This window comes from Methanobrevibacter sp. (assembly GCF_015062985.1).
Classification (GTDB): domain Archaea; phylum Methanobacteriota; class Methanobacteria; order Methanobacteriales; family Methanobacteriaceae; genus Methanocatella.
Window position 1 is genome coordinate 61952 of sequence record NZ_SUTI01000001.1, and the last position, 19938, is coordinate 81889.

General features: G+C 32.3%; 22 protein-coding genes. 13 read left to right on the forward strand and 9 right to left on the reverse strand.

The window, feature by feature from the left end; all coding sequences use genetic code 11:
- Positions 1–179: 179 nt before the first annotated feature.
- The 3 genes from surE (at position 180) to E7Z77_RS00360 (ending at position 2899) form a co-directional block, all read left to right on the forward strand.
- Entirely contained in the window at positions 180–995 is an 816-nt protein-coding gene (gene surE, locus E7Z77_RS00350; RefSeq protein ID WP_292748914.1) for a 5'/3'-nucleotidase SurE, read from the forward strand.
- 58 nt (positions 996–1053) lie between these two features.
- Positions 1054–2460 (forward strand): pyruvate kinase, encoded by a 1407-nt coding sequence (pyk, locus tag E7Z77_RS00355; RefSeq protein ID WP_292748916.1) that lies wholly within the window; start codon positions 1054–1056, stop codon positions 2458–2460.
- 106 nt (positions 2461–2566) lie between these two features.
- Positions 2567–2899 carry a TIGR04076 family protein gene (locus E7Z77_RS00360; protein WP_292748918.1) on the forward strand — a complete coding sequence of 111 codons (333 nt, stop codon included), beginning with the start codon at positions 2567–2569 and terminating at the stop codon, positions 2897–2899.
- A gap of 52 nt (positions 2900–2951) precedes the next feature.
- Here E7Z77_RS00360 and E7Z77_RS00365 read toward each other — a convergent pair whose 3' ends face one another.
- A complete protein-coding gene (locus tag E7Z77_RS00365) occupies positions 2952–3701 on the reverse strand; it encodes a TatD family hydrolase (protein ID WP_292748920.1) in 750 nt (249 codons plus the stop codon).
- An 80-nt stretch (positions 3702–3781) separates the two neighbouring features.
- Here E7Z77_RS00365 and E7Z77_RS00370 point away from each other — a divergent pair, with 80 nt between their 5' ends.
- The 3 genes from E7Z77_RS00370 (at position 3782) to E7Z77_RS00380 (ending at position 6330) form a co-directional block, all read left to right on the forward strand.
- Positions 3782–4492 (forward strand): tRNA threonylcarbamoyladenosine dehydratase, encoded by a 711-nt coding sequence (locus E7Z77_RS00370; RefSeq protein WP_292748921.1) that lies wholly within the window; start codon positions 3782–3784, stop codon positions 4490–4492.
- Between the two features lie 264 nt (positions 4493–4756).
- A complete protein-coding gene (locus E7Z77_RS00375; protein WP_292748923.1) occupies positions 4757–5179 on the forward strand; it encodes a hypothetical protein in 423 nt (140 codons plus the stop codon).
- A gap of 215 nt (positions 5180–5394) precedes the next feature.
- Positions 5395–6330, forward strand: a complete 936-nt coding sequence (locus tag E7Z77_RS00380; protein WP_292748926.1) for a 3-hydroxyacyl-CoA dehydrogenase — start codon at positions 5395–5397, stop codon at positions 6328–6330.
- A 31-nt stretch (positions 6331–6361) separates the two neighbouring features.
- Here the strand turns inward: E7Z77_RS00380 and E7Z77_RS00385 are convergent, their stop codons facing one another.
- A complete protein-coding gene (locus E7Z77_RS00385; protein ID WP_292748928.1) occupies positions 6362–6811 on the reverse strand; it encodes a GNAT family N-acetyltransferase in 450 nt (149 codons plus the stop codon).
- 771 nt (positions 6812–7582) lie between these two features.
- Between E7Z77_RS00385 and E7Z77_RS00390 the strand changes: the two genes are divergently transcribed.
- The gene (locus E7Z77_RS00390; protein WP_292748930.1) at positions 7583–8266 is read left to right on the forward strand and encodes a hypothetical protein; all 684 of its coding nucleotides are present in this window, start codon (positions 7583–7585) and stop codon (positions 8264–8266) included.
- A 128-nt stretch (positions 8267–8394) separates the two neighbouring features.
- Here the strand turns inward: E7Z77_RS00390 and E7Z77_RS00395 are convergent, their stop codons facing one another.
- Positions 8395–8565 carry a hypothetical protein gene (locus E7Z77_RS00395; protein ID WP_292748932.1) on the reverse strand — a complete coding sequence of 57 codons (171 nt, stop codon included), beginning with the start codon at positions 8563–8565 and terminating at the stop codon, positions 8395–8397.
- A gap of 482 nt (positions 8566–9047) precedes the next feature.
- On the opposite strand from E7Z77_RS00395, the gene E7Z77_RS00400 reads away from it, so the two are divergent.
- The 3 genes from E7Z77_RS00400 (at position 9048) to E7Z77_RS00410 (ending at position 10925) form a co-directional block, all read left to right on the forward strand.
- Positions 9048–9821, forward strand: coding sequence for a type II CAAX endopeptidase family protein (locus E7Z77_RS00400; RefSeq protein ID WP_292748934.1), 774 nt, complete (start codon positions 9048–9050; stop codon positions 9819–9821).
- 103 nt (positions 9822–9924) lie between these two features.
- Positions 9925–10617 (forward strand): CPBP family glutamic-type intramembrane protease, encoded by a 693-nt coding sequence (locus E7Z77_RS00405; RefSeq protein WP_292748936.1) that lies wholly within the window; start codon positions 9925–9927, stop codon positions 10615–10617.
- Between the two features lie 122 nt (positions 10618–10739).
- Positions 10740–10925 (forward strand): hypothetical protein, encoded by a 186-nt coding sequence (locus E7Z77_RS00410; RefSeq protein WP_292748938.1) that lies wholly within the window; start codon positions 10740–10742, stop codon positions 10923–10925.
- Between the two features lie 20 nt (positions 10926–10945).
- Here the strand turns inward: E7Z77_RS00410 and E7Z77_RS00415 are convergent, their stop codons facing one another.
- From E7Z77_RS00415 to E7Z77_RS00435, 5 genes are all read right to left on the reverse strand, one after another.
- Positions 10946–11293 carry a hypothetical protein gene (locus E7Z77_RS00415; protein ID WP_292748940.1) on the reverse strand — a complete coding sequence of 116 codons (348 nt, stop codon included), beginning with the start codon at positions 11291–11293 and terminating at the stop codon, positions 10946–10948.
- Between the two features lie 337 nt (positions 11294–11630).
- A complete protein-coding gene (gene cas1 / locus E7Z77_RS00420) occupies positions 11631–12626 on the reverse strand; it encodes a CRISPR-associated endonuclease Cas1 (protein WP_292748942.1) in 996 nt (331 codons plus the stop codon).
- Between the two features lies 1 nt (position 12627).
- A complete protein-coding gene (gene cas2 / locus E7Z77_RS00425; protein ID WP_292748944.1) occupies positions 12628–12903 on the reverse strand; it encodes a CRISPR-associated endonuclease Cas2 in 276 nt (91 codons plus the stop codon).
- Between the two features lie 270 nt (positions 12904–13173).
- Positions 13174–13974, reverse strand: coding sequence for a DUF4013 domain-containing protein (locus E7Z77_RS00430; protein ID WP_292748946.1), 801 nt, complete (start codon positions 13972–13974; stop codon positions 13174–13176).
- 377 nt (positions 13975–14351) lie between these two features.
- Positions 14352–15242, reverse strand: coding sequence for an ROK family protein (locus tag E7Z77_RS00435; protein WP_292748948.1), 891 nt, complete (start codon positions 15240–15242; stop codon positions 14352–14354).
- 561 nt (positions 15243–15803) lie between these two features.
- Here E7Z77_RS00435 and E7Z77_RS00440 point away from each other — a divergent pair.
- Complete coding sequence (locus E7Z77_RS00440) at positions 15804–16886, forward strand: tyrosine-type recombinase/integrase (protein ID WP_366510225.1); 1083 nt, start codon at positions 15804–15806, stop codon at positions 16884–16886.
- A 107-nt stretch (positions 16887–16993) separates the two neighbouring features.
- Positions 16994–18016: a hypothetical protein gene (locus E7Z77_RS00445; RefSeq protein ID WP_292748951.1), complete on the forward strand. Its 1023-nt coding sequence runs from the start codon at positions 16994–16996 to the stop codon at positions 18014–18016.
- A 698-nt stretch (positions 18017–18714) separates the two neighbouring features.
- On the opposite strand, the gene E7Z77_RS00450 is transcribed toward E7Z77_RS00445, so the two are convergent.
- Complete coding sequence (locus tag E7Z77_RS00450; RefSeq protein ID WP_292749157.1) at positions 18715–19269, reverse strand: manganese efflux pump; 555 nt, start codon at positions 19267–19269, stop codon at positions 18715–18717.
- A 164-nt stretch (positions 19270–19433) separates the two neighbouring features.
- On the opposite strand from E7Z77_RS00450, the gene E7Z77_RS00455 reads away from it, so the two are divergent.
- Positions 19434–19938: pentapeptide repeat-containing protein (locus tag E7Z77_RS00455; protein WP_292748953.1), on the forward strand; the 505-nt coding region annotated here is incomplete at its 3' end.

A 19938-nucleotide genomic window follows, 5' to 3' on the forward strand; every position in this document is an offset into this window, starting at 1 on the left:
AAAATAGGCATTATTTAATTAATGATTGTCATTTAACTTATCATTTATTTAAAGGTTTTATTAATTTAATCAAACTGAATATTTTATCAGAAAATTGTTCTTAGAAAATCTGATTAGAAAGAATATTTTAATTAAAAGATTCTAAATATTAAACATATACACATTAAGGTTGGTCATTTATGAATATTCTAATATCTAATGATGATGGAATTTTTGCACCTGGAATATTGGCTGCAAAACAGGCGGTTGAGGATTTGGCTAATGTCACTGTAGTCGCACCGGATAAGAACAACAGCAGTGTAGGGCGCCGAATAACATTATTCAATCATTTGGAATTAAAATCATTGGAGCTTGAAGACGGCAGTCCCGCTTATTCCGTTTCAGGAAGTCCTGCAGATGCCGTTATTGTTGGGGCTGATTATGTAATGGATGAGAAACCTGATTTGGTCATAACCGGGATAAATAAAGGTGTCAACATTAGCTGTGACGTAACTTCTTCAGGTACGGTTTGCGCAGCTTTTGAGGCAGTTAGCCTTGGGATTCCTGCAATTGCAGCTTCCCTGTTCATAGATCCCAAAACTTCATATAAACAGGATGAAAATGGCGAATGGTATCTGGAATATGACTTCGATTTGGTGAAGAAGGTTCTGCACGACCTTGTCATGAGAATCATTGACGAAGGGTTTCCTGAGGGTGTGGACTTGTTCAACCTGAATGTACCGACCAATTATGAATCAGAAGATGTTAAAATTACCCATCTCTCACATAAAATGCTTGACAAAAGGGTCATAGACAATACGGATGAGGATAAATCAGAGATTTTCAACTATCCTCTGGATGAAAATCAGAATAGCGATGATTTGATTATGATTACATCAAACTTGGTTCAGGAATACGAGCAAGGCAGTGACGGATATGCATTGTTTGTTGAAAAAAGACCGAGCCTAACTCCTCTCAATGTCAATATGACTTCTAAGGAATTGAGGGATTGGTAAATTTACTTTTTTTAAAATAGTTTATTAAAGTCAATTAAAAGTTCTTGGTGATGATAACGTGAAGAAAACTAAAGTCATCTGCAGCATAGGTCCTGCATGCGATTCTGTGGAGGTTATGGAAGAAATGGTCAATAAGGGCATGGACTGTGCACGCATTAATCTTAGTCATGCCACACACGAGAGCATACAGAAAATAATAGACGTCATTCGACAAGTGCGCAAGGATTGCAACAGGCCCGTTGCTATAATGTATGATACCAAAGGCCCTGAATTCAGAACTTTGAAATTCAAGGACGGAGGTGTAACCCTTTATGAGAACGATACAATCAGGATGAGCAAGAGCTGCATAGTGGGGGACAAAGAGGAATTCGGAGTAAACCACAGTGAGGCAATTGATTTCATAGAAGTGGGCCACAAAGTGCTGATAGACAATGCTTTGCTTGAATTGGAAGTCATCGATAAGAAAGATGACTATGTGGTGCTGAAATCCTTGGGCAATGGCAAAATTCAAGACCAGAAAACCATCAACGTACCCGGTGTCGATTTAAAGTTGGAATTCATTAGCGAAGTGGACAAAAAGGACATTGATTTCGCGGCAAAACATTCTTGCGATTATCTGGCTCTATCCTTTGTAAATTCAAAGGAAGATGTGATGGCCGCCCGTAAAATAATTGAAGATGCCGGCGGAGACGCATTAATCATTTCAAAAATTGAAAACCATAAGGGCATAGAAAATATTGATGAGATAATCGAAGTGTCTGATGGAATAATGGTTGCTCGAGGAGATCTGGGAGTTGAAGTTCCGCTTGAAAAGTTGCCTATGCTTCAAAAGGGCATTATCAGAAAATGCCGCCAGAAGGGCAAGTTTGCAATTGTAGCTACTGAAATGTTGGCATCCATGTATGAAAGCCCAAGACCAACAAGGGCTGAGGTTTCAGACGTGGCAAACGCAATAATGGACGGAACAGACTGTGTGATGCTATCTGGAGAAACCACTATTGGAAAGCATCCTATAGAATCTGTTGAAATGATGAGCAGAATATGCAAGTATGTCGAATCGAAAATAGACTACAGCAAGCATGTCTCCTACAATGGAACAATTGGTGTCAGTGACACGATAGCAAAACTGGTTGTAGATGCTGTTGAATTTTCTGATATTAAACTGATAGTTACAACCACCATGACTGGCTTTACCGCACGCAGGATTAGTAATTTCAGGCCAAACTCCATAATATTGGCATGCTGCCCATCCAATCACATTGCCGAGAAGCTAGTCTTAAACTTCGGCGTCAAAGCGGTAGTGACAGATTTATATGAAAGCACTGATGAAATGGTAGAAAATGCAAGAAAAATTGCCAAAAATGAATTTAACCTTAATAAAGGAGATCTAATTGTAGTCACAGGAGGATTTCCATTAGGTGAGACAAGAAAAACAAACTTTTTAAAGATTGTGGAAATAGAATAGCTTTCCTATCTTTATTTTTTTCCATAATATTAGAACAAAGAATGTTAATGTGCATTAACTGATTGTGGAGATTACTTTATAATATAGATGGAATATAATTTAGACCATGAAGAAGGTAAGAATAACTATTCTAAAAACAACTTTACAGGAAGACCTTGCAAAGGAGTATGGTGTGGAAGGTTTATCTACTTGTCCTCTAATGAGTGAAGGTGAAGTTTATTATGCGGATTATGCAAAACCGGATAATTTCTGTGATGAAGCTTGGAAAGCAATTTATCAGTATGTTTTTGCTTTAGCTCATGGAGTTGATGAAGTTTGGTATTATCGGGATTGGATTAAGACTCCTGGTGTTGCCATTGTCTCATGTAATGATGGATTAAGGCCAGTTATTATGAAATTGGAAGCTACTGATATAGAATCGCTTCCTGATGATGAATAATTCCTGAAAAAATTTTTATTGTTAATAGTATACGGTATGTACTGCATTAAAATTATATCCCATATAATCTTTTTGCATTTTCAGCAGTAATTTCAATGACCTTGTCCTCAGGCATATCCAATTCATCTGCTATCTTTTCTATAATGTATTTCAGGTTTAGTGATGTATTCATTTCACCCCTTTTTTCTTCGGGGCTCAGATATGGTGAATCAGTCTCTACAAGCATATGGCCAATATCAATTTTTTTTATCATTTTTCTTATTTTCTTATTGTTTTTGTGGGTAACAGGCCCTGCTATTCCTATATAGAATCCCAGTTTGATGAATTCCTGTGCCATTTCGGCTGAACCCTGATAGCAGTGCATGGATCCGACTACATCATGTCGTTTCAATATGTCAAAAGTGTCCTGCATAGCTTTTCTTGAATGCACTATTACAGGAAGGCCATGTTTTTCAGCAAGTTTCAGCATCTTTTCAAACAGTTCCATCTGTCTGTCCTTATTGTCTTTTCTGTGGTAATAGTCAATGCCGATTTCACCAACGGCAACCACATTTTCATTGTCGAGCTGTTTGTCCAGTATGGAAATGTCATCATCTGTCATTTCATCTGCAAAAGGATAGAGATATCCCAATGCGGCATGGACATTGTCATATTTGCCTGATAATTCCAAGACTTCCTCATTGCTTTTTGGGTCTGTGCCGTTCAATATCATATGGATGTCTTTTTCAGCCGCTTTTTGAATTATTTCCTCCGCATTTTCCATTTCGCTTTTATAGATATGGCAATGAGTATCGATTATCATAATTAATGTTCCTTTAGCATTAAGTTTTTATTTATTATATACTATAAATTAAATTAAATTATATTTTTTGGTGAGCGGATATGGAAGAAAAGTTTTCAAGAACTGAAATGCTGATTGGAAATGAGGGAATGGAAAAATTAAGCAACGCGAAAGTTGCCGTTTTTGGTCTTGGCGGTGTCGGTTCCTTTGTCTGCGAAGGGCTTGCACGAAGCGGATTGGGCAATTTTATCCTGGTGGACCATGATAAGGTAGATAAAAGCAACATCAACAGGCAACTGATTGCAACCGAAAAGACAATCGGCAGATTCAAGGTCGATTTGATGAAAGAAAGAATCCTCGAAATCAATCCAAATGCAAATGTTGAAACATATAAGGAATTTTATATGGCGGATTGTAAAGAGGACATTATTACTAAAGACATCTCTTATGCAGTTGACTGCGTGGATACGATAATGGCAAAGATTGCAGTCATATGCAAATGTGATGAGCTTGATGTTCCTGTCATTTCTTCAATGGGAACAGGAAACAAATTGGATCCGACAATGTTTGAAGTGGCTGACATCTTTGAGACTTCAGTGTGTCCTCTTGCAAGAATAATGAAAAAAGACCTTAAAAAGAGAAATATCGAAAAACTTAAGGTTGTCTATTCCAAGGAACATCCGATAAACACAAATGATTGCCCCATAAATCAGGATAGGAAATTTAAAGTCAAGGGAAGCGTTTCCTTTGTGCCTTCCGTTGCTGGTTTGATTATTGCCGGTGAAGTGATAAAGGATATTGTCGCCGACTGATTTTAATTTGACATTGCATTTTTTTTGATTATATTCGCTCACAAAAAACAATGATATCAATCCTGAATTTTAAAATATATTGTTAAAATAAAGTAATTTTTTATTTATCGAGTAAATACTGTTTTATTTTTGAATTTATGATGCAAGTGAGTACTTACATTCGAAAAACTTTATATATTATCTTTTTTATATATCTAGTTGTGCAATTAAGTGTAATTTTCAAAATTACACTTTTCATTTCTTTACATTTAAAAGGTGATACTTATGAATTTCAATAAAAAATTATTAACTTTACTTGCAATATTTTGTGTAATAGCATCAGCAGGTTTCGTTTGCGCTGCCGATGATGCTAGTTCCCATGATGGAATTGTTTTAGGTGAATCAATCAATGAACCAGCAAATTTAGGTTCTGATGCAGGTCAAAATGATGTCAACCAAAGCACTTTAGAACCTGGTGCAGGTTTACCTCTCGAAAATCAAACAGGATTTGTCGGAAATGCTACCGGAAATGAAACTGGAAACATTACCGGAAATACAACTGCTAACGTTACTGCAAACGCAACCGGAAACACTACCGGCAACGCAACTGTTCCTCAACAGTTATTAGCAACCGGTAACCCAATCATAGCTTTATTGGCAGTATCTGCAATTATGGGCAGTTATGCTGTAATCAAAAGAAACAAATAATTTTCTTATTTTTTTCCATATTTTTTTAAAAGCATGATTTTATATCATGCTTTTCATTTTTCCATATTTTTTTTAATCTTTCTTGTTTTTAATATTTGATTTATTTATAAAATTTTAAATATTTTAAATAATAAACTATTACCTAATGAATTATATTTTATTTTTTTTTAATCAATCGTAAAATATAATTTACAAAATATAATTGGTGATTGAAAATGGATATCAAAAAAGTTGTAGTAGCCGGTGGAGGAGTTTTAGGTAGTCAAATTGCTTATCAATCTGCATTCTGCGGATTCGACGTAACAGTTTGGTTAAGAAGTGAAGGATCCATCGAAAGGGCAAAACCTAAATTTGAAAGACTTTTAAACATCTATCAGGGCACACTTGAAAAAATGAAAACCGACAAGTCAGCTTATTGCAGAGGATTCAGCAAAAATCCTGATTTAAGTGATGAAGAGATAGATGCATTAAAAGAACAAGCTCAAAAAGCATTCGACAGCCTGACATTAACAACTAGTTATGAAGAAGCAGCAGATGATGCTGACCTTGTAATTGAAGCAATTGCAGAAGACCCTAATCAGAAAATTCCATTCTATGAAGAATTGGCCAAATATCTTCCGGAAAAGACAATTGTTGTTACAAACTCATCTACTTTGCTTCCAAGCCAATTTGCAGAACACACCGGAAGGCCGGAAAAATACCTTGCATTCCACTTTGCAAATAACATATGGGCTCAAAACACTGCTGAAGTAATGCCGCACCCTGGAACTGACCAACAGTACTTTGATGCAATTGTACAATTTGCTGAAGACATCAACATGGTTCCTATTAAAGTATTGAAGGAACAACCTGGATACGTACTCAATTCATTGCTGGTCCCATTCCTGTCTGCCGGTCAGGCATTATGGGCTGAAGGAGTAGCAGATCCTGAAACAATAGACTTGACTTGGAGACTTGCAACAGGTTCACCAAACGGACCTTTCCAAATTTTAGATATTGTGGGACTTGTAACTGCATATAATATAGGTATTATGGATCCTAGATCTAAAGACCCTGAAACAACTCAAGGAAAAATAGCCTTGAAACTTAAGGAAAAAATAGATGCTGGCGAAACAGGTATCAACGCAGGCAAAGGATTCTATGAATATTAAATAAATGATTTTTATCATTTATTTTTTCTTTTTATTTAAATTCTTTTTTCATGCAGATAACCGTATCATCATTTATGAATTGTCCAAAATTATCTATCAGTTTGTAATTTAGCTTTTCATATAATTTTATAGCGGCATTATTGTTTTTTCCGGTTATTATATATGAATATCTGAAACGGTTTTCGATAACTATTTTTTCCAATTCTGTAATGATATTATAGGCTATACCTCTTTTTCTATATTCTTTTTTAACATAAACCCTTTTAAATTCTACAGAATCATCATCAAAAGTTCTATAGCTGGCGCAGGCAACTGCAATATCATTATCTAATGCTAATATGACGACATGGGGGTCATTGAACTCGTTATAACTGTCATATTTTGACAGTTCATCACCAATGAGGTCATAATATCCTCTGTCAAGTTCGCATACAAGTTTCAAAAACCTTTCATCCTTCTCATCCGTAAAAATAGTGTCCATAATTCTCTTTTAATATATTGGTTTCGGATTTATATTAGTTTTTGTATTTAATCAATGCATAAGCTCAAAAGAGGGATTTTACATGAATTTATTAAATTCAAAAAATTTTGATGATTTGGCTAATCAGGCAATATTTTCTTAAACTGTCACTTTAATTAATTAATTTCAAATTTAAAGTCTTATAATTCTTTTTTTTACTATTGTATAATTAATAACTATATATAAATTAAAAAATAAAGTATGTTTGGAAGTGATATAAAGACTGGAAAAAAAAAGATTAGAAGCTGTTAAAGAATTAGATGACCAAGAAATATTAATTGACCTTGCTCAAAATGATCCGGATAAGGACGTTCGTGAAGCAGCTGTTAAAAAAGTCAATGATAAAGAGGTCTTAATTTCCATTACTGAAAATGACCCTGATCAGGATGTTCGTGAAGCAGCTGTTAAAAGGTTAGCGATGAGCTTGTTTAATTAAAATATTTAAGTTTCATCAATTAGCAATATGCTGGCAGTTGCTATTTTAGATTCATAAGTATGGTATTCTTGGATGCTTTGTCCTAAAAATACAGGAATACCTCAAATTCTTTTTTTTATAGTCGTGGATGAATTTCACGCATATGGAGAGGAACTGCTTTTGAAAATGCTCTCCAAAAGATTATTAAAGTTTCTTTTTAACGATTATCTTATGTTTTTGATATTTTGACTGAAAAGATTCAGTAGATACAATAGTTTATTAATAAATTAACTCAAAAATAACTACTGGTGAAAAGGTTGAAGCGGAAATATAAAATAATGCTCATTTTAGCAATCATATTAATTTTTGGCGTAATCTTTGTTTCAAACCACCATTACAACGAAATTAAATATACTACACTTGGAAATACAAGTGTCGGAACCGTTGAGGTGGGAATTTCTGGTAATGAAAGTGCACCGGTGACAATTGCATTAATTACCGGAATTCATCCAAGAGAAACATTATCAATAGATCCTGAAATTCAGGCCGCAAAAGAATTTGGAAACAATGATGTTAAAATAATCCATTATAAGGTAACTGTTACACAAAATCCGCAAGATTATGAGCAGGGTAGAGCGAATGGGGAAAGTTTGGTTCATGATTTTGTTAATCCTAATGTAACACAATCAGATGCCGATGCAGTTATTATCAGTCATTCCCATAATCCTGATTATGGTCAAGGTTTTTACCTTGCAACTCCTGAAATGGACAATGCATCTGTAAACATTGCTGAAAAAATTAGTAAAAGCAGTGATTTTAATTATTATCCTGTAACAGGTAATGAAACATACAAATCAACTTCCGCAGTTTTAGTTTCAAAACCGATCGCTCAAGCAGGCTATCCGACATTTGTTTATGAGATTCCTGAAGATATTTGGGAGTCCACTGCAACTGATAAAACAAAGGAACTATTTAAATTAATAGTTGATAATCTAAATTAACGATAAAGGGGATACGAATTAAGTTATTTAAAAACAAGAATCAAAACATTTATATTAACATCATATCACGTATCTCATCACAATAGCACCGCAGTTTGGTATTAAATATTTCGACTGAAAACATTCAGTTAAAACGTTACTTGAATACCACAAAATTCCTTTAAAGCATTTTTAACCGCAGTATTGATAATAACTCCATCATTATGCCAGTAAATATAATCCACATTATTAGAGATAATAACTGCCTTAATAAGTTTCCTGAAATCTTCACCGGATGAATCATCCTCAATAACTTTCATTTGACCATCGACGAAATCAACACTAACACTAACTTCAGCAGCAAGTTGATGAATTTTATTACTATTCCTTGTAAGTGTTTTGTTTTGAATATTTCGACTGAAAACATTCAGTTAAAACATTAATTGGGCATATAATCTGGAGAGATGTGTATGAAAAATCCTAATGTAGCTGTGCCGATTATGTTCTCTCTAGACTTATTTTTTTTACAACACATGATAATTTAAGGTTTTCACATAATTATTTTTTCTGTATGTAACTCTCATAATCTTCTTTTAGATTATTTTTTTCCGTTTGTAAGAAATATTAGACCTCATTAAGACAAATACTTTCAGAATTAATGTAAATATTAAATATAACTAATGTGTAACTTATAATTATGACAACGAATGATAAAATATCTGATTATATCACGTTTCCCAGAACCTTTGAAAACTATAGGTGGTACAAACCGATACTTGTTTTTATATTAACTTTCATAATAATGCTCATACTCAGTGCAGCAATTTTAGCGGTTTTTTACCTAATAGTCGGATTTGATTTTATAAGGTTAGTTTTCCAGGGAGGATATGAAGCATTCAACTCTCCTCTGGCGATACTCTTTGCCGATTTGATTATTATAGTATTTATTCCTTCATTATATCTTGCATCTAAGGTTGTTAAGGATAGGCCGTTTTCCTCTTATTCATCTTCACGCGGAGGATGGAATTTCAAACTCTATTTCAAGGCATTGGTAATTCCACTAATATTGTACATAATATATATGGCCGCAGACACTGCTATTAGAGGGCCGGAAGGCACATCTCATTTATCAATAGCATTTCTTGCTGTAATTTTGATTTCCATACCTCTTCAAAGTATTGCAGAAGAATACATATTTCGTGGATTGATTATGCAGACATTGGGATCATGGTTTAAAATTCCTGTTTTGGCGATAGTTCTTCAAGCCATAATATTTGCAATGGGCCATGGATATAACAGCATTGGACTTTTTGAAACATTGGTTTCAGGTCTTGGTTTCGGATTTTTTGCCTGGAAAACAAATGGTATAGAAGTAAGTTCTGCCCTTCACACTGCGAATAATTTTGCTGTTGGCTTATTTGTCATGCTTGGACTGCAGGCATCATCTTCCTCTCCGCAATTATCGGAAGTTGCCGTAGCAATCGTTTTTTTAATAGTACTATACATCATAATGTATTATGTCGGCAAGAAAACTGATTGGTTTGGCGAAATCCCGGAAAACTCTCAAGATATATGATTATTCAATTATGAATAATCTTTCTTTTTATTTAAAAAATCAATAATAGAATGGTTAAAAACAATTCAAAAATTATAAATATGTTCAAATATTATTTAATAATATGGTAGAAATAGATTGGTTTAAATTTGAAGATAGGGATTATGACTTTCCGTTCTATAATAAGAATCCATACATTCCCAAATGGGGTTGGATTGTTTTATTCCTAGTATTTTTCATCGGATTTTTTTTGTCAATATCTGATAAGGTTTATTTTGCAATATTGGGTTGCATAGTGTTTATTGTTCCAGTATTGTATTTTTTAAAATGGGATTATAAGGCAATATTAAGAATTCCATCCAGCAGAGACCTTCTTCTTGTAGTAGCTCTTTTTGTGGGATATATGATATATGCAATCGTCATTGGTGCAGTATTGGACCAAGTTGGAATAGTCAGCAGCGGAACCGTTGATCCAGGATCCTTAGGGGTCATGACACTAATTACGTCTATATTTTCAGTACTGGGTGAAGAATTCATTAAATTCATTCCGTTCATGTTTTTCTTGAGAGTGATTTACAAATACTCAAATAACCGTAAATTATCTGTAATCATTTCCGTTGCTTTAGTAATGTTGATGTTTGCATCAATCCATGCGTATAATCCTATCATGTTCCTATTTGCCCTCTGCATACAGGGATTTGGTTCAATATTCGAGTTTTACGGATACATTAAGACTAAAAACATCATGGTTTCATACCTTTGTCATCTATTAACGGATGAGTTTATTTTCATAATCGCACTACTTGGATTTATCTAAAAATATGGTATCGGCAAAGGAATAGCATGTTAAAGTAATTCAATTCATATAACTGAAGTTTTGAAAAAAATAAAGATGGGCCCGACGGGAATTGAACCCGCGACAAAATAAAGTTAATAGAAATGCAACAACGGCCCAATCAGAATGAAGAAAGTTATAAAAGATTTAAGATTGTTGGGCCTACAATCAAATATATGCTTTGTCACCACAAAACAATAATTAACATTGACAGTCGTAGATATGCAGAAAGCGATATGTGGAAAAGAATTGGAACAATTGATTCATGTATGAGTTCTAACAACAATTAAGTTAGAGTTTTAAATAATATTTAATGTTTAGAGGTATCTTGTAACTCCTGAAATTTATTTTCTACTTCTTTGACTGTATTAAGATTGAACAACCTTTTAAGAAACGCTGTTTGGTCAAATTGCATTTGGTCATGTTTATAACATTGAAAAATATGTTTGGATACCTTTGCACTTGCATTATGATCATCATGAAATGGACATAAAAACATATCATAACCTTTTTTAGGATATGTATACGTAGGTTCGGTTCTTAAGGCCAATTTAAACAATTTTCTCATATCCATAAAATTATGGTTGTTAGTGGTTGAATCAACTGTAAAATTGGTTAAAACATTTATTTTTGAAAAATAATAATTTTCATCTTTCAATATATTTAAACCATCAAAATCATTAATTTTATCTTTAATCGTATTGATAAAATTAACATAAATTCCCTTTCCAGAGTTTAAGTAACATTTTTTTCCGACATAAGGTTTTGAATATTTCGACTGAAAACATTCAGTTAAAACACTACTAAATTTTCCTTAAAACATTTATTTAATTAGTTTATATTTCTTCTTTTAAAAATGTTATGAGGACATCATTTTCGCACCGGTTTTTTATGGGAGGTTTCCTCAAAACCATAGCAATTAACAAGTAGATTAACCGTTATTTTTCTTGATTTTGAGGAGATGATTTTTCCACCCAAAAACACCCTAGGTTTCCTCACCACCTAAGATAAAATCCTTCAAATTTTTCACCTTTTAAGAGCACATCAACTAAATCTTCGCTTTGCTTTCCAATCAAATCAAAGTAACTTAGAGTTTCATCATTGTAGGTTATTGTTGAGTAAATTTTGCCTAAAATCTTTTCTATAATCAATTTTCTGGCTTCCAATTTTATAGTATTGTTTCGCTTATCCAAATCATCAACAGTAACTTGTTTTCTATTAATCAATCCAATGGCAGTTTTATCTACAATCTGTTGTCTGAAGGGTTCTATCAAATCAAATGTTAAACTGGTGCGGCCTTCCATATCAAAATGCAAAAATCCGCAGTATGGATCCAAACCATTGACTAGTATGCTTTTGGTAATTTCACTTGCAAGAATTGCATAACCGTAATTAAGCATTGAATTCAGCAAATCCGTTGGCTTTTTTGTTCTTGATAGAAAACCAATTTCTGGAGGAATGAAGTATTTAACGCTACTCCAGTATTCATTTGAAGCCTTCCCTTCCAATCCCATTATTTTCATTCTTACTTCTTCATTATCTCCTCTCAATTTCAACTCTTCAAGCTGACTGATACATTCATCAATCTTCGACCTATGATTATAAACTCTTTTCAGTTGTTTTGATTTATTTAGAGTTGTCAATGTTGCCTTTTGGTTTTTCATTTTTGATTTTATCAGTTCTTTTGATATTATAAGACCCATTTTATTTTCGCTTAATTTATACTGCTCTTTTTTTAGCTTCACATTTCGCCAATCAGGAGATTCAAGTGTATATGTTAGTTCTCCTCTTGGGTTGATGGCTATCAATTTGATATTGTTTAGAGCCATTAAATTCAGTGCATCAAAGGTAACATAACCTTTTCCAATAACAGTAATGTCACTAATTTCACTTGCCTTAATCGAATCTATTGTCTCATCTTTTTCATGTATGACAATCTGGTTATCTTTTTTATGTATGGATTTGCTGTATCCGTCAATGACTAATTTCATATCAATACACCCTGAACAAGTCGTTTTTGAATTTTATTTCACGTCCAATACTGCCCTTCCTTGAAAAGCAGTTTTTACATATTGGAAATATCAAAAGACTGTCATTTGGCCTGATGATTTCATTGATGTTATTCTGCAATTGCTCACGTTCATAATTTTCCAATTCGCCCACATATAATGTAGCTTGAACCTTTCTAAGTCCGAAATGCTGAAGTACCTTTTCTATATTTTCCTGATTGCCTTTAAATTTACAATCGAAATTTGCTATAATATACATGAAATAAGTTATCTATTATAAAATACATCAAATTAATTCATTTAAGTTTTAAAGTTATTTAACTCATTTTTTTAAAATTTAAGATGTGATTGAGCAATTACATACAAAAAAATTTATAAATTATAGTACTTAATAGACATATGTCATCTTCAATTGTTATTGAAGCAAAATAAGATTTAAGAAGGTGATTTGCATAAGTGAATCTAGATTTTATCTGTATTGATGCAATTACGCATACTCTGACACCTAAGACAATCACCAATTATTATTTTATTTAAGTTTATAATATTTCCCGGATTCAATTTTCTTCAAATCTCTTAAATCTGCATTATCATAACCCTGAACAATATTTGAATATAGCAATCCAAGTGAATAATTGGCTATACTTTCGAGTGTCGGAATGAGGATACAGATATAAATCAATAATCCTACATAAGGAATTGCAAGCACAAATGATGAGGCAAAAGTAACGACATTCAACAGTATTGCCATTATGATTAACCATTTTATTATGTTGACAATTCCTATTCTTCTGATGTCCTCTATTACTTTGTTGATCTTTAAAGCTTCCTCTAAACTATTGAAATAAGCCAATCTTGCTTTTGCAAAGAACAATAAGCATTCAAATATGATGTATACAATTAAGATTAACAACAGCAACAGTCCGAAAATTGCAAAAAACTCATTAATTCTAAAGTTATAAATCAAATCTCTACTTATAGGACCTAAAGTTTTTAAAGAAATCAAAAATACCAAAACTGGAATAATCATGTAGACAATCCTTAAAGATAACACTCTAATGGAATCATATATGTTATTCACCAAATTGAAAGATGGCATCATTGCTGATTGACTTGATCCAAGCTTAACGATAGACAAGAAATATCCTGGCACAAGCAATATAAATAAAAAGAATGCAATTACTCCAATTGCTACTACATAGTCATTATTTGATATCATGCCAATAGGAATGATGGCAATCAAAATAAAAAATAAGAATAATATTGGCAACTTTTTAATATTTCTAAATGGATATTTGAAGGAATTTTTAACTAATTTTGTTAAATCCATGATAAAACTCCCCTGAATACGATGATGATTTTTTTGATTAAATTTTTCGTTCTTGAGTGATTTGAATTATGCATTGGAATATTGTATTTGAAAACATTCAATAAATTCTATTGAAGTTTTTCATTTTTCTTATTTAAAAACTTTTTGAAAATCAGCTCATGAGAATGTGGATATGTTACTATCAAAAACATTCAGTTCAAGGGTAAAACTTCAATAATTCTTCTTTATAAAACAAGTTAAGATTATGTACTTTGTTTTAATGAAAACAATTTTATGAAGCTAGAACAATATTTTAAAGCATTTACTCTATTTAATCAGCGTATTAATCTAAAACAAACATTAGAATTTCTAAGGGTAATGTTAGACAATTGAAACCTTCAGATAATTTTTTCCATGACAAGAAAGTTAAATAATGCGCCAATACATCCGGCCGCATTTCCAAAACAGCATTTTTCAATTGCAGGTTCGTTTATTGCTTCTCCTGATTTGACTGTAATGAATTCCTGAAGGCTTTCCCGTATCTTGTCTATCAATGCATCCTGAGCTGAGATTCCGCCTCCGATGCAGAACTTTTCCACATCCAATATGGACTGTATATTGACGATTCCGGCAGCAATTGTCCTTGAATACTCCTTCAATGCTTTTTGTACTGCCAAATCGCTGTTTTGATACTTTTCAAAAAAATCATAACTGTCGATGCATTTATCACTGCCGTAATATCTAATCAGGTTTTTATGGCCTCCTATTTTGCCGAAGCGCTCTTCATTGTTGGGATTCTCAAGGCGGCTCAGCATGCTTGAAAATTCCCCCGAAGATCCGAATGATCCGCGATAGAGCTTTCCTTCAAGTATTATCCCGCCGGCTATTTCTGTGCCAAGTCCAATATATACGCCGTTTTTCACATCAGACAGGTTGCCTTTCCAAAATTCTGCCAATGCTCCGCATTTGCCGTCATTTTCAATCCATACTGGTTTGGAATATTTCTCTTCAAGTATTGATTTCAAGGACAAATCATCTATCCACTTGAATGCTCCTGCAGTATGTGCAATGCCCTTTTCGGCATTGATTTTACCTGGAAATGAGAGTGCAATGCCGTCAATATCATTAACGTTGGGAGCAATTATCTCATCCAATGAATTGAAGAGTTCTCCCTTATCTCTATTTGTTTTAATTAAATTGATTTTGTTGATTTTAGCGGTCTTGTCGGTCAGGAGGTATTTTATTGCTGTTCCTCCCACATCTATCGCCAGGTATCTTTCATTGCACATAACTAATCATCTAATAATGTTTTTCTAATTTAACAGAAGTATCCTTTTTAATGATACCGATAATATTAATAACAGGAATGAAAAGAGTTCTCCTTATAATTACTAAATAAAATTATGTTTATTGTGGTTAATAACATATTGTAAATAGTCAGACCCATTTGTCATAGGTTTATAAATTATATTTTTATTAAAATTTAACCCACTGATATTGCAGCGAAATTTTTCATGACATTATCTAATTATTATGGTGTGACGAAATGTCACAGGTTCAAATTAAAATTTCTTGGCAAATAATTTTATTAATACTTTTTCATCATATTTTTATTACAAATCCAAAAATTGAAGAAATCACCATTTTGAAACCACTTGATGTATATGTGTTACATCACTTTCAACATTTCTCTACAAACTCCCAAATTATCCAAATTTAATATATAAAGAGAACGTATATTTTATGTAATAATATTCAGTAATAAAGAAAAGATACGAAGTCTTTATATACTAAAAAAATCAATAGTAAAACAAGGGTTAGGTATAAAAATTTAGGGGATGAAAAAGCTTATGATTGAGGTTGATGAGCTAACAGACTACCTAGATGAATACTTAGAAGAAAAACAAGAGGTAAAAAACTTAACTGAGGAAACAGTAAAAAAACAGACATTCAATATATCCAAATTCATAGAATATCTTGAAAATGAAGGAGTTGACGAATTAAACAGTGGAAATGTCAAAAAGCAGCTTAGGCATTATCGTAGACACTGCCTGAAGCAGCGCGGAAACAAAAGGACTACCGTAAAGACATACATGATGAACATTTTGGAATTCATAAACTCTGAAGATGTCCAAGAGGAAATCAACCATGAACCAATTAAAATGAAGGATATCATTGAAGTTAAAGCTGAAGATCCGGAAACTGCCAAAAAAAGAATAGAAAAAATCAGTTTAACAAGACCGCAGGCAGCATTTTTCCTTGATACAATAGAACAAAGCGGCAATATAAGGGATTACGCAATCTGCAGGACTTTCATAGATTCTGGAATGAGGCTGAAAGAACTAGTTCTCTTAAATAAAAGTGATATTCAAGTTCCTTTGGATGAAAAAGGATTTTATATATTGCCTGATGATTCTAATGATTTTATAGATGTATATCTGCGTGCAGAAACTACCAAAGGTGAATTGAAAGATCGTACAACATTCATTACCTATGATACACTTGTCAGCTTAAACGATATGATGATGGATCGCATCACAAAACTTAGAAAAAACACCAATGACATTTACAGACCTGTCATTCAACGTAACAAGGCTGCAGAAGAGGTTACACGTGAAGAACTATTTACCAACATTAAAGGCAATCGTATAGGAAAACGTGGAGTTCAGGATATCATTAAAAAGCATGCACGTGAATGTGATGAGAGAATCGAGGCTGAAGGAATTGATTGTCCTGTAAATTATGGTAAAAATGTCAGTGTGCATATCCTCAGACACACGGCTTTAAGCCATTACGCAGAAATTTTGACCGTTGCTGAGGTTCAAACCATTGCCGGACATTCCAACAGTCAAACAACTGATAAATATATCCACGTTGATAAAGAACAAATGAAACAAAAATTGAAATCAAATAATATGAAATTTAGTTTTTAAATTTCATATATCCCTTTTTTTTAATGCCCCATTTTTGAATTAGAATAATTTTAAATAGTATTTATTTAAATATATATTAATAACAAATTAAGATACATTGGAAAATTATGAGCTTTAAAAAAGAGATATTATTATTAAGTGTTATAGTAATTTTAATTTCATTATTTGGTGTTTATGCATCGGATATTGCTAAAAATGACACAGATATTCAGTTGCTTTTGGATAATACTGATGAATCTGACATGATAGGATGCTGTTCTGTAGTTCTGCAGATGGATGGAAATGAGTCTATGTTTTCATTTAGGCGTGACGCCAATTTATCTGCCGATATTTTCATTCAAAAGGTAGATTGGCACGGTACTCCGGCTATCAAGCAATATAAAACCAATGGAGAATATTTCTGCCAGGCCATCATCACTGACGACGGTTGGGTAGTAGGATGCGGCGGAAAAGATGACGGTTCTTATAACCAAATAATTGAAGGTATCATCGCAGAAATGATTACTGAGGAACATAATATCTCTGAAGTGCATTTACGTGAAATTCAGCAAATCAAAGCACTATTCAAAATAGGACATGTTGTAATTAAAGATCCTAATGGTAATTATGGTGTTGCAACTGCAAATGAGGTCTATACTGGAAAATTAAATCCTGGAGAATATGTCTCTATTCCCAATAGAGATCAATACATAAGAACTGGTAACCTTTCATTAAATAACAGCGATAAAGTCAAAGAAATGACAGATTTAGCTGCTTCTGATATGTTTGGGCTCACCAGAAGAGATATTACCACTTTTCATTTCTATTCAAATGATAATTTTACAACACACAGGAATGTAACTGACATTTATATTTCCAATGATGACGGTTCCAGATTCAATATGCACTGTAAAAATATGGTGGATAATGTTTATATCAATACAAAATTCGTCAATGCTTCTGAAATTCCAATTGCACCGGAATATAAGAGTATTGGAAACATTACTTTCGAAAAAGATATGCCTGATAGGGTTCAACTTTATTTCTGGAGTACCCTGATTTTAACTATACTGGCAATTATTGTTGTATTACTGCTTGCCGTTAAAATTTCATTTGTAATTATAAAATTTATTAGATTTCGTCGTCAGTAAAATTTAATAAATTTCATAAATTTTATTAAAATCCAGTAAATTTGAAGAAAATATCATATTTCAATAGCTTGATATATATGAAACTACTGATTTAGAACATTTTCTCAATATTACTTGAGTAGTAGTGGTAAAATAAGTATAATATGTACTTTCTGTAAATAAAGAAATACCTTAAATATATACTATCTGTATTTCCATATAATACTATTTTACAGAAATATCTATTAATAGTATAATACTTATATCTGTAAATATATACTAATAGTGATTATAGTTATTTACCATCTATACTTATATTAACCTATTTATCTATTAATACATATTTAAGGACAATATACGGAAATACTATGCCGACTATTGTAATATCACACTAACAGTATTCGCAGTAAAAATAAAGCTTATACACTTTTATTTTTTAATAATACATAATAATTAACGTCTATTTTATCATTTAAGATAGATTTAAATTTCTTATAATTTATTGTTATTGCAGAGAACTATACATTTAAAATAAATGCAAATAAGCGCGTAGTTTTATAAATTTTTATAAAATTTAATAAAAATTATGAATTTTATTAATTCCTGAAATTCAGCATAACAATTAAAAAGTTCAAGATTCATATAAATCAATCACACCATGTATATAGGTTAGTATAAACTAGATGATTTCGTTAAATTTTATTGTTTTTCATAAAAAATTATAATCCTAAAAGAATTTTTATACCAATCAGTATAAGAATTACACCACCTAAAATTTGGAATTTGCCTCCAACATAGTGTCCAATTCTTCTGCCGATATATATTCCCGCTATGCTGAATAAGAATGCAACAATACCTATAATCAAAGATGAAATAAGAATTGGTTCATTCAACAGTGCAATGGTTATACCTACGGCAAATGCATCGATACTTGTAGCAATAGCAAGTAATGTCACTTCCTTAAAGGAGAATTGGTCTGTTACCTCATCATCATCGCCGGATAAACTTTCCCTGATCATGTTTATTCCTATAATAAGGAGCAGTATAAATCCGATTATGGAAGCTAATGACTCAACAACGGATGCAATGACATTGCCGCAGAAGTATCCTAAAATGGGCATTAAAGCCTGAAATCCTCCAAAAAATATGCCATAATAAAGGATTTGGGATTTTGTTAGTTCTTTTTGTGTAAATCCCTTTGTCATGGACACACTGAATGCATCCATTGCAAGAGCAACAGCAACCAATGAAATTGAAATCAAATTAAAAGACATTAACATAGAATATGTGGATTATTTTATTTATAATTTGTATTTTAGGCAGGTAATTATAATTTAATCAAGTAATTTTTAAAAAAATTAATCTTTAAATATTATGTTAAATATAAATTACTATTGGGCATATTTTGTGAAATATTATTTAAGAGGTGGAAAATTAAATGAATTATAAAAGAATAACAATGCTTTTAATTATTTTAACACTTCTTATGGCAACTACAAATATTGCTTTTGCATCAGATGATGTGGACATTATCATTGATGATGTAGATATTATAATTGACGATGATTCAAATATCATTTTAGATGATTCTGATTATGAAGATTTTGACGATTCTGATTTAGATGATTCAAACATGGATTTGGATGATTCTGATTATGAAGATTTTGAAGATTCCGATTTAGATGATTCAGACATGGATTTGGATGATTCTGATTATGAAGATTTTGAAGATTCCGATTTAGATGATTCTGATTTGGATGATTCCGATTTAGATGATTCTGATTTGGATGATTCTGATTTGGATGATTCTGATTTGGATGATTCTGATTTGGATGATTCTGATTTAGATGATTCCGATTTAGATGATTCTGATTATGAAGATTTTGAAGATTCCGATTTAGATGATTCTGATTTGGATGATTCTGATTTGGATGATTCTGATT

Bases quoted from the DNA above. Each gene is read 5' to 3' on its own strand.
- surE (WP_292748914.1), top strand. From the start codon at position 180: ATGAATATTCTAATATCTAATGATGATGGAATTTTTGCACCTGGAATA.
- E7Z77_RS00360 (WP_292748918.1), top strand. From the start codon at position 2,567: ATGAAGAAGGTAAGAATAACTATTCTAAAAACAACTTTACAGGAAGAC.
- E7Z77_RS00365 (WP_292748920.1), bottom strand. From the start codon at position 3,701: ATGATAATCGATACTCATTGCCATATCTATAAAAGCGAAATGGAAAAT.
- E7Z77_RS00370 (WP_292748921.1), top strand. From the start codon at position 3,782: ATGGAAGAAAAGTTTTCAAGAACTGAAATGCTGATTGGAAATGAGGGA.
- E7Z77_RS00375 (WP_292748923.1), top strand. From the start codon at position 4,757: ATGAATTTCAATAAAAAATTATTAACTTTACTTGCAATATTTTGTGTA.
- E7Z77_RS00380 (WP_292748926.1), top strand. From the start codon at position 5,395: ATGGATATCAAAAAAGTTGTAGTAGCCGGTGGAGGAGTTTTAGGTAGT.
- E7Z77_RS00385 (WP_292748928.1), bottom strand. From the start codon at position 6,811: ATGGACACTATTTTTACGGATGAGAAGGATGAAAGGTTTTTGAAACTT.
- E7Z77_RS00395 (WP_292748932.1), bottom strand. From the start codon at position 8,565: ATGAAAGTTATTGAGGATGATTCATCCGGTGAAGATTTCAGGAAACTT.
- E7Z77_RS00400 (WP_292748934.1), top strand. From the start codon at position 9,048: ATGCTCATACTCAGTGCAGCAATTTTAGCGGTTTTTTACCTAATAGTC.
- E7Z77_RS00405 (WP_292748936.1), top strand. From the start codon at position 9,925: ATGGTAGAAATAGATTGGTTTAAATTTGAAGATAGGGATTATGACTTT.
- E7Z77_RS00410 (WP_292748938.1), top strand. From the start codon at position 10,740: ATGCAACAACGGCCCAATCAGAATGAAGAAAGTTATAAAAGATTTAAG.
- cas1 (WP_292748942.1), bottom strand. From the start codon at position 12,626: ATGAAATTAGTCATTGACGGATACAGCAAATCCATACATAAAAAAGAT.
- cas2 (WP_292748944.1), bottom strand. From the start codon at position 12,903: ATGTATATTATAGCAAATTTCGATTGTAAATTTAAAGGCAATCAGGAA.
- E7Z77_RS00430 (WP_292748946.1), bottom strand. From the start codon at position 13,974: ATGGATTTAACAAAATTAGTTAAAAATTCCTTCAAATATCCATTTAGA.
- E7Z77_RS00435 (WP_292748948.1), bottom strand. From the start codon at position 15,242: ATGTGCAATGAAAGATACCTGGCGATAGATGTGGGAGGAACAGCAATA.
- E7Z77_RS00440 (WP_366510225.1), top strand. From the start codon at position 15,804: ATGATTGAGGTTGATGAGCTAACAGACTACCTAGATGAATACTTAGAA.
- E7Z77_RS00445 (WP_292748951.1), top strand. From the start codon at position 16,994: ATGAGCTTTAAAAAAGAGATATTATTATTAAGTGTTATAGTAATTTTA.
- E7Z77_RS00450 (WP_292749157.1), bottom strand. From the start codon at position 19,269: ATGTCTTTTAATTTGATTTCAATTTCATTGGTTGCTGTTGCTCTTGCA.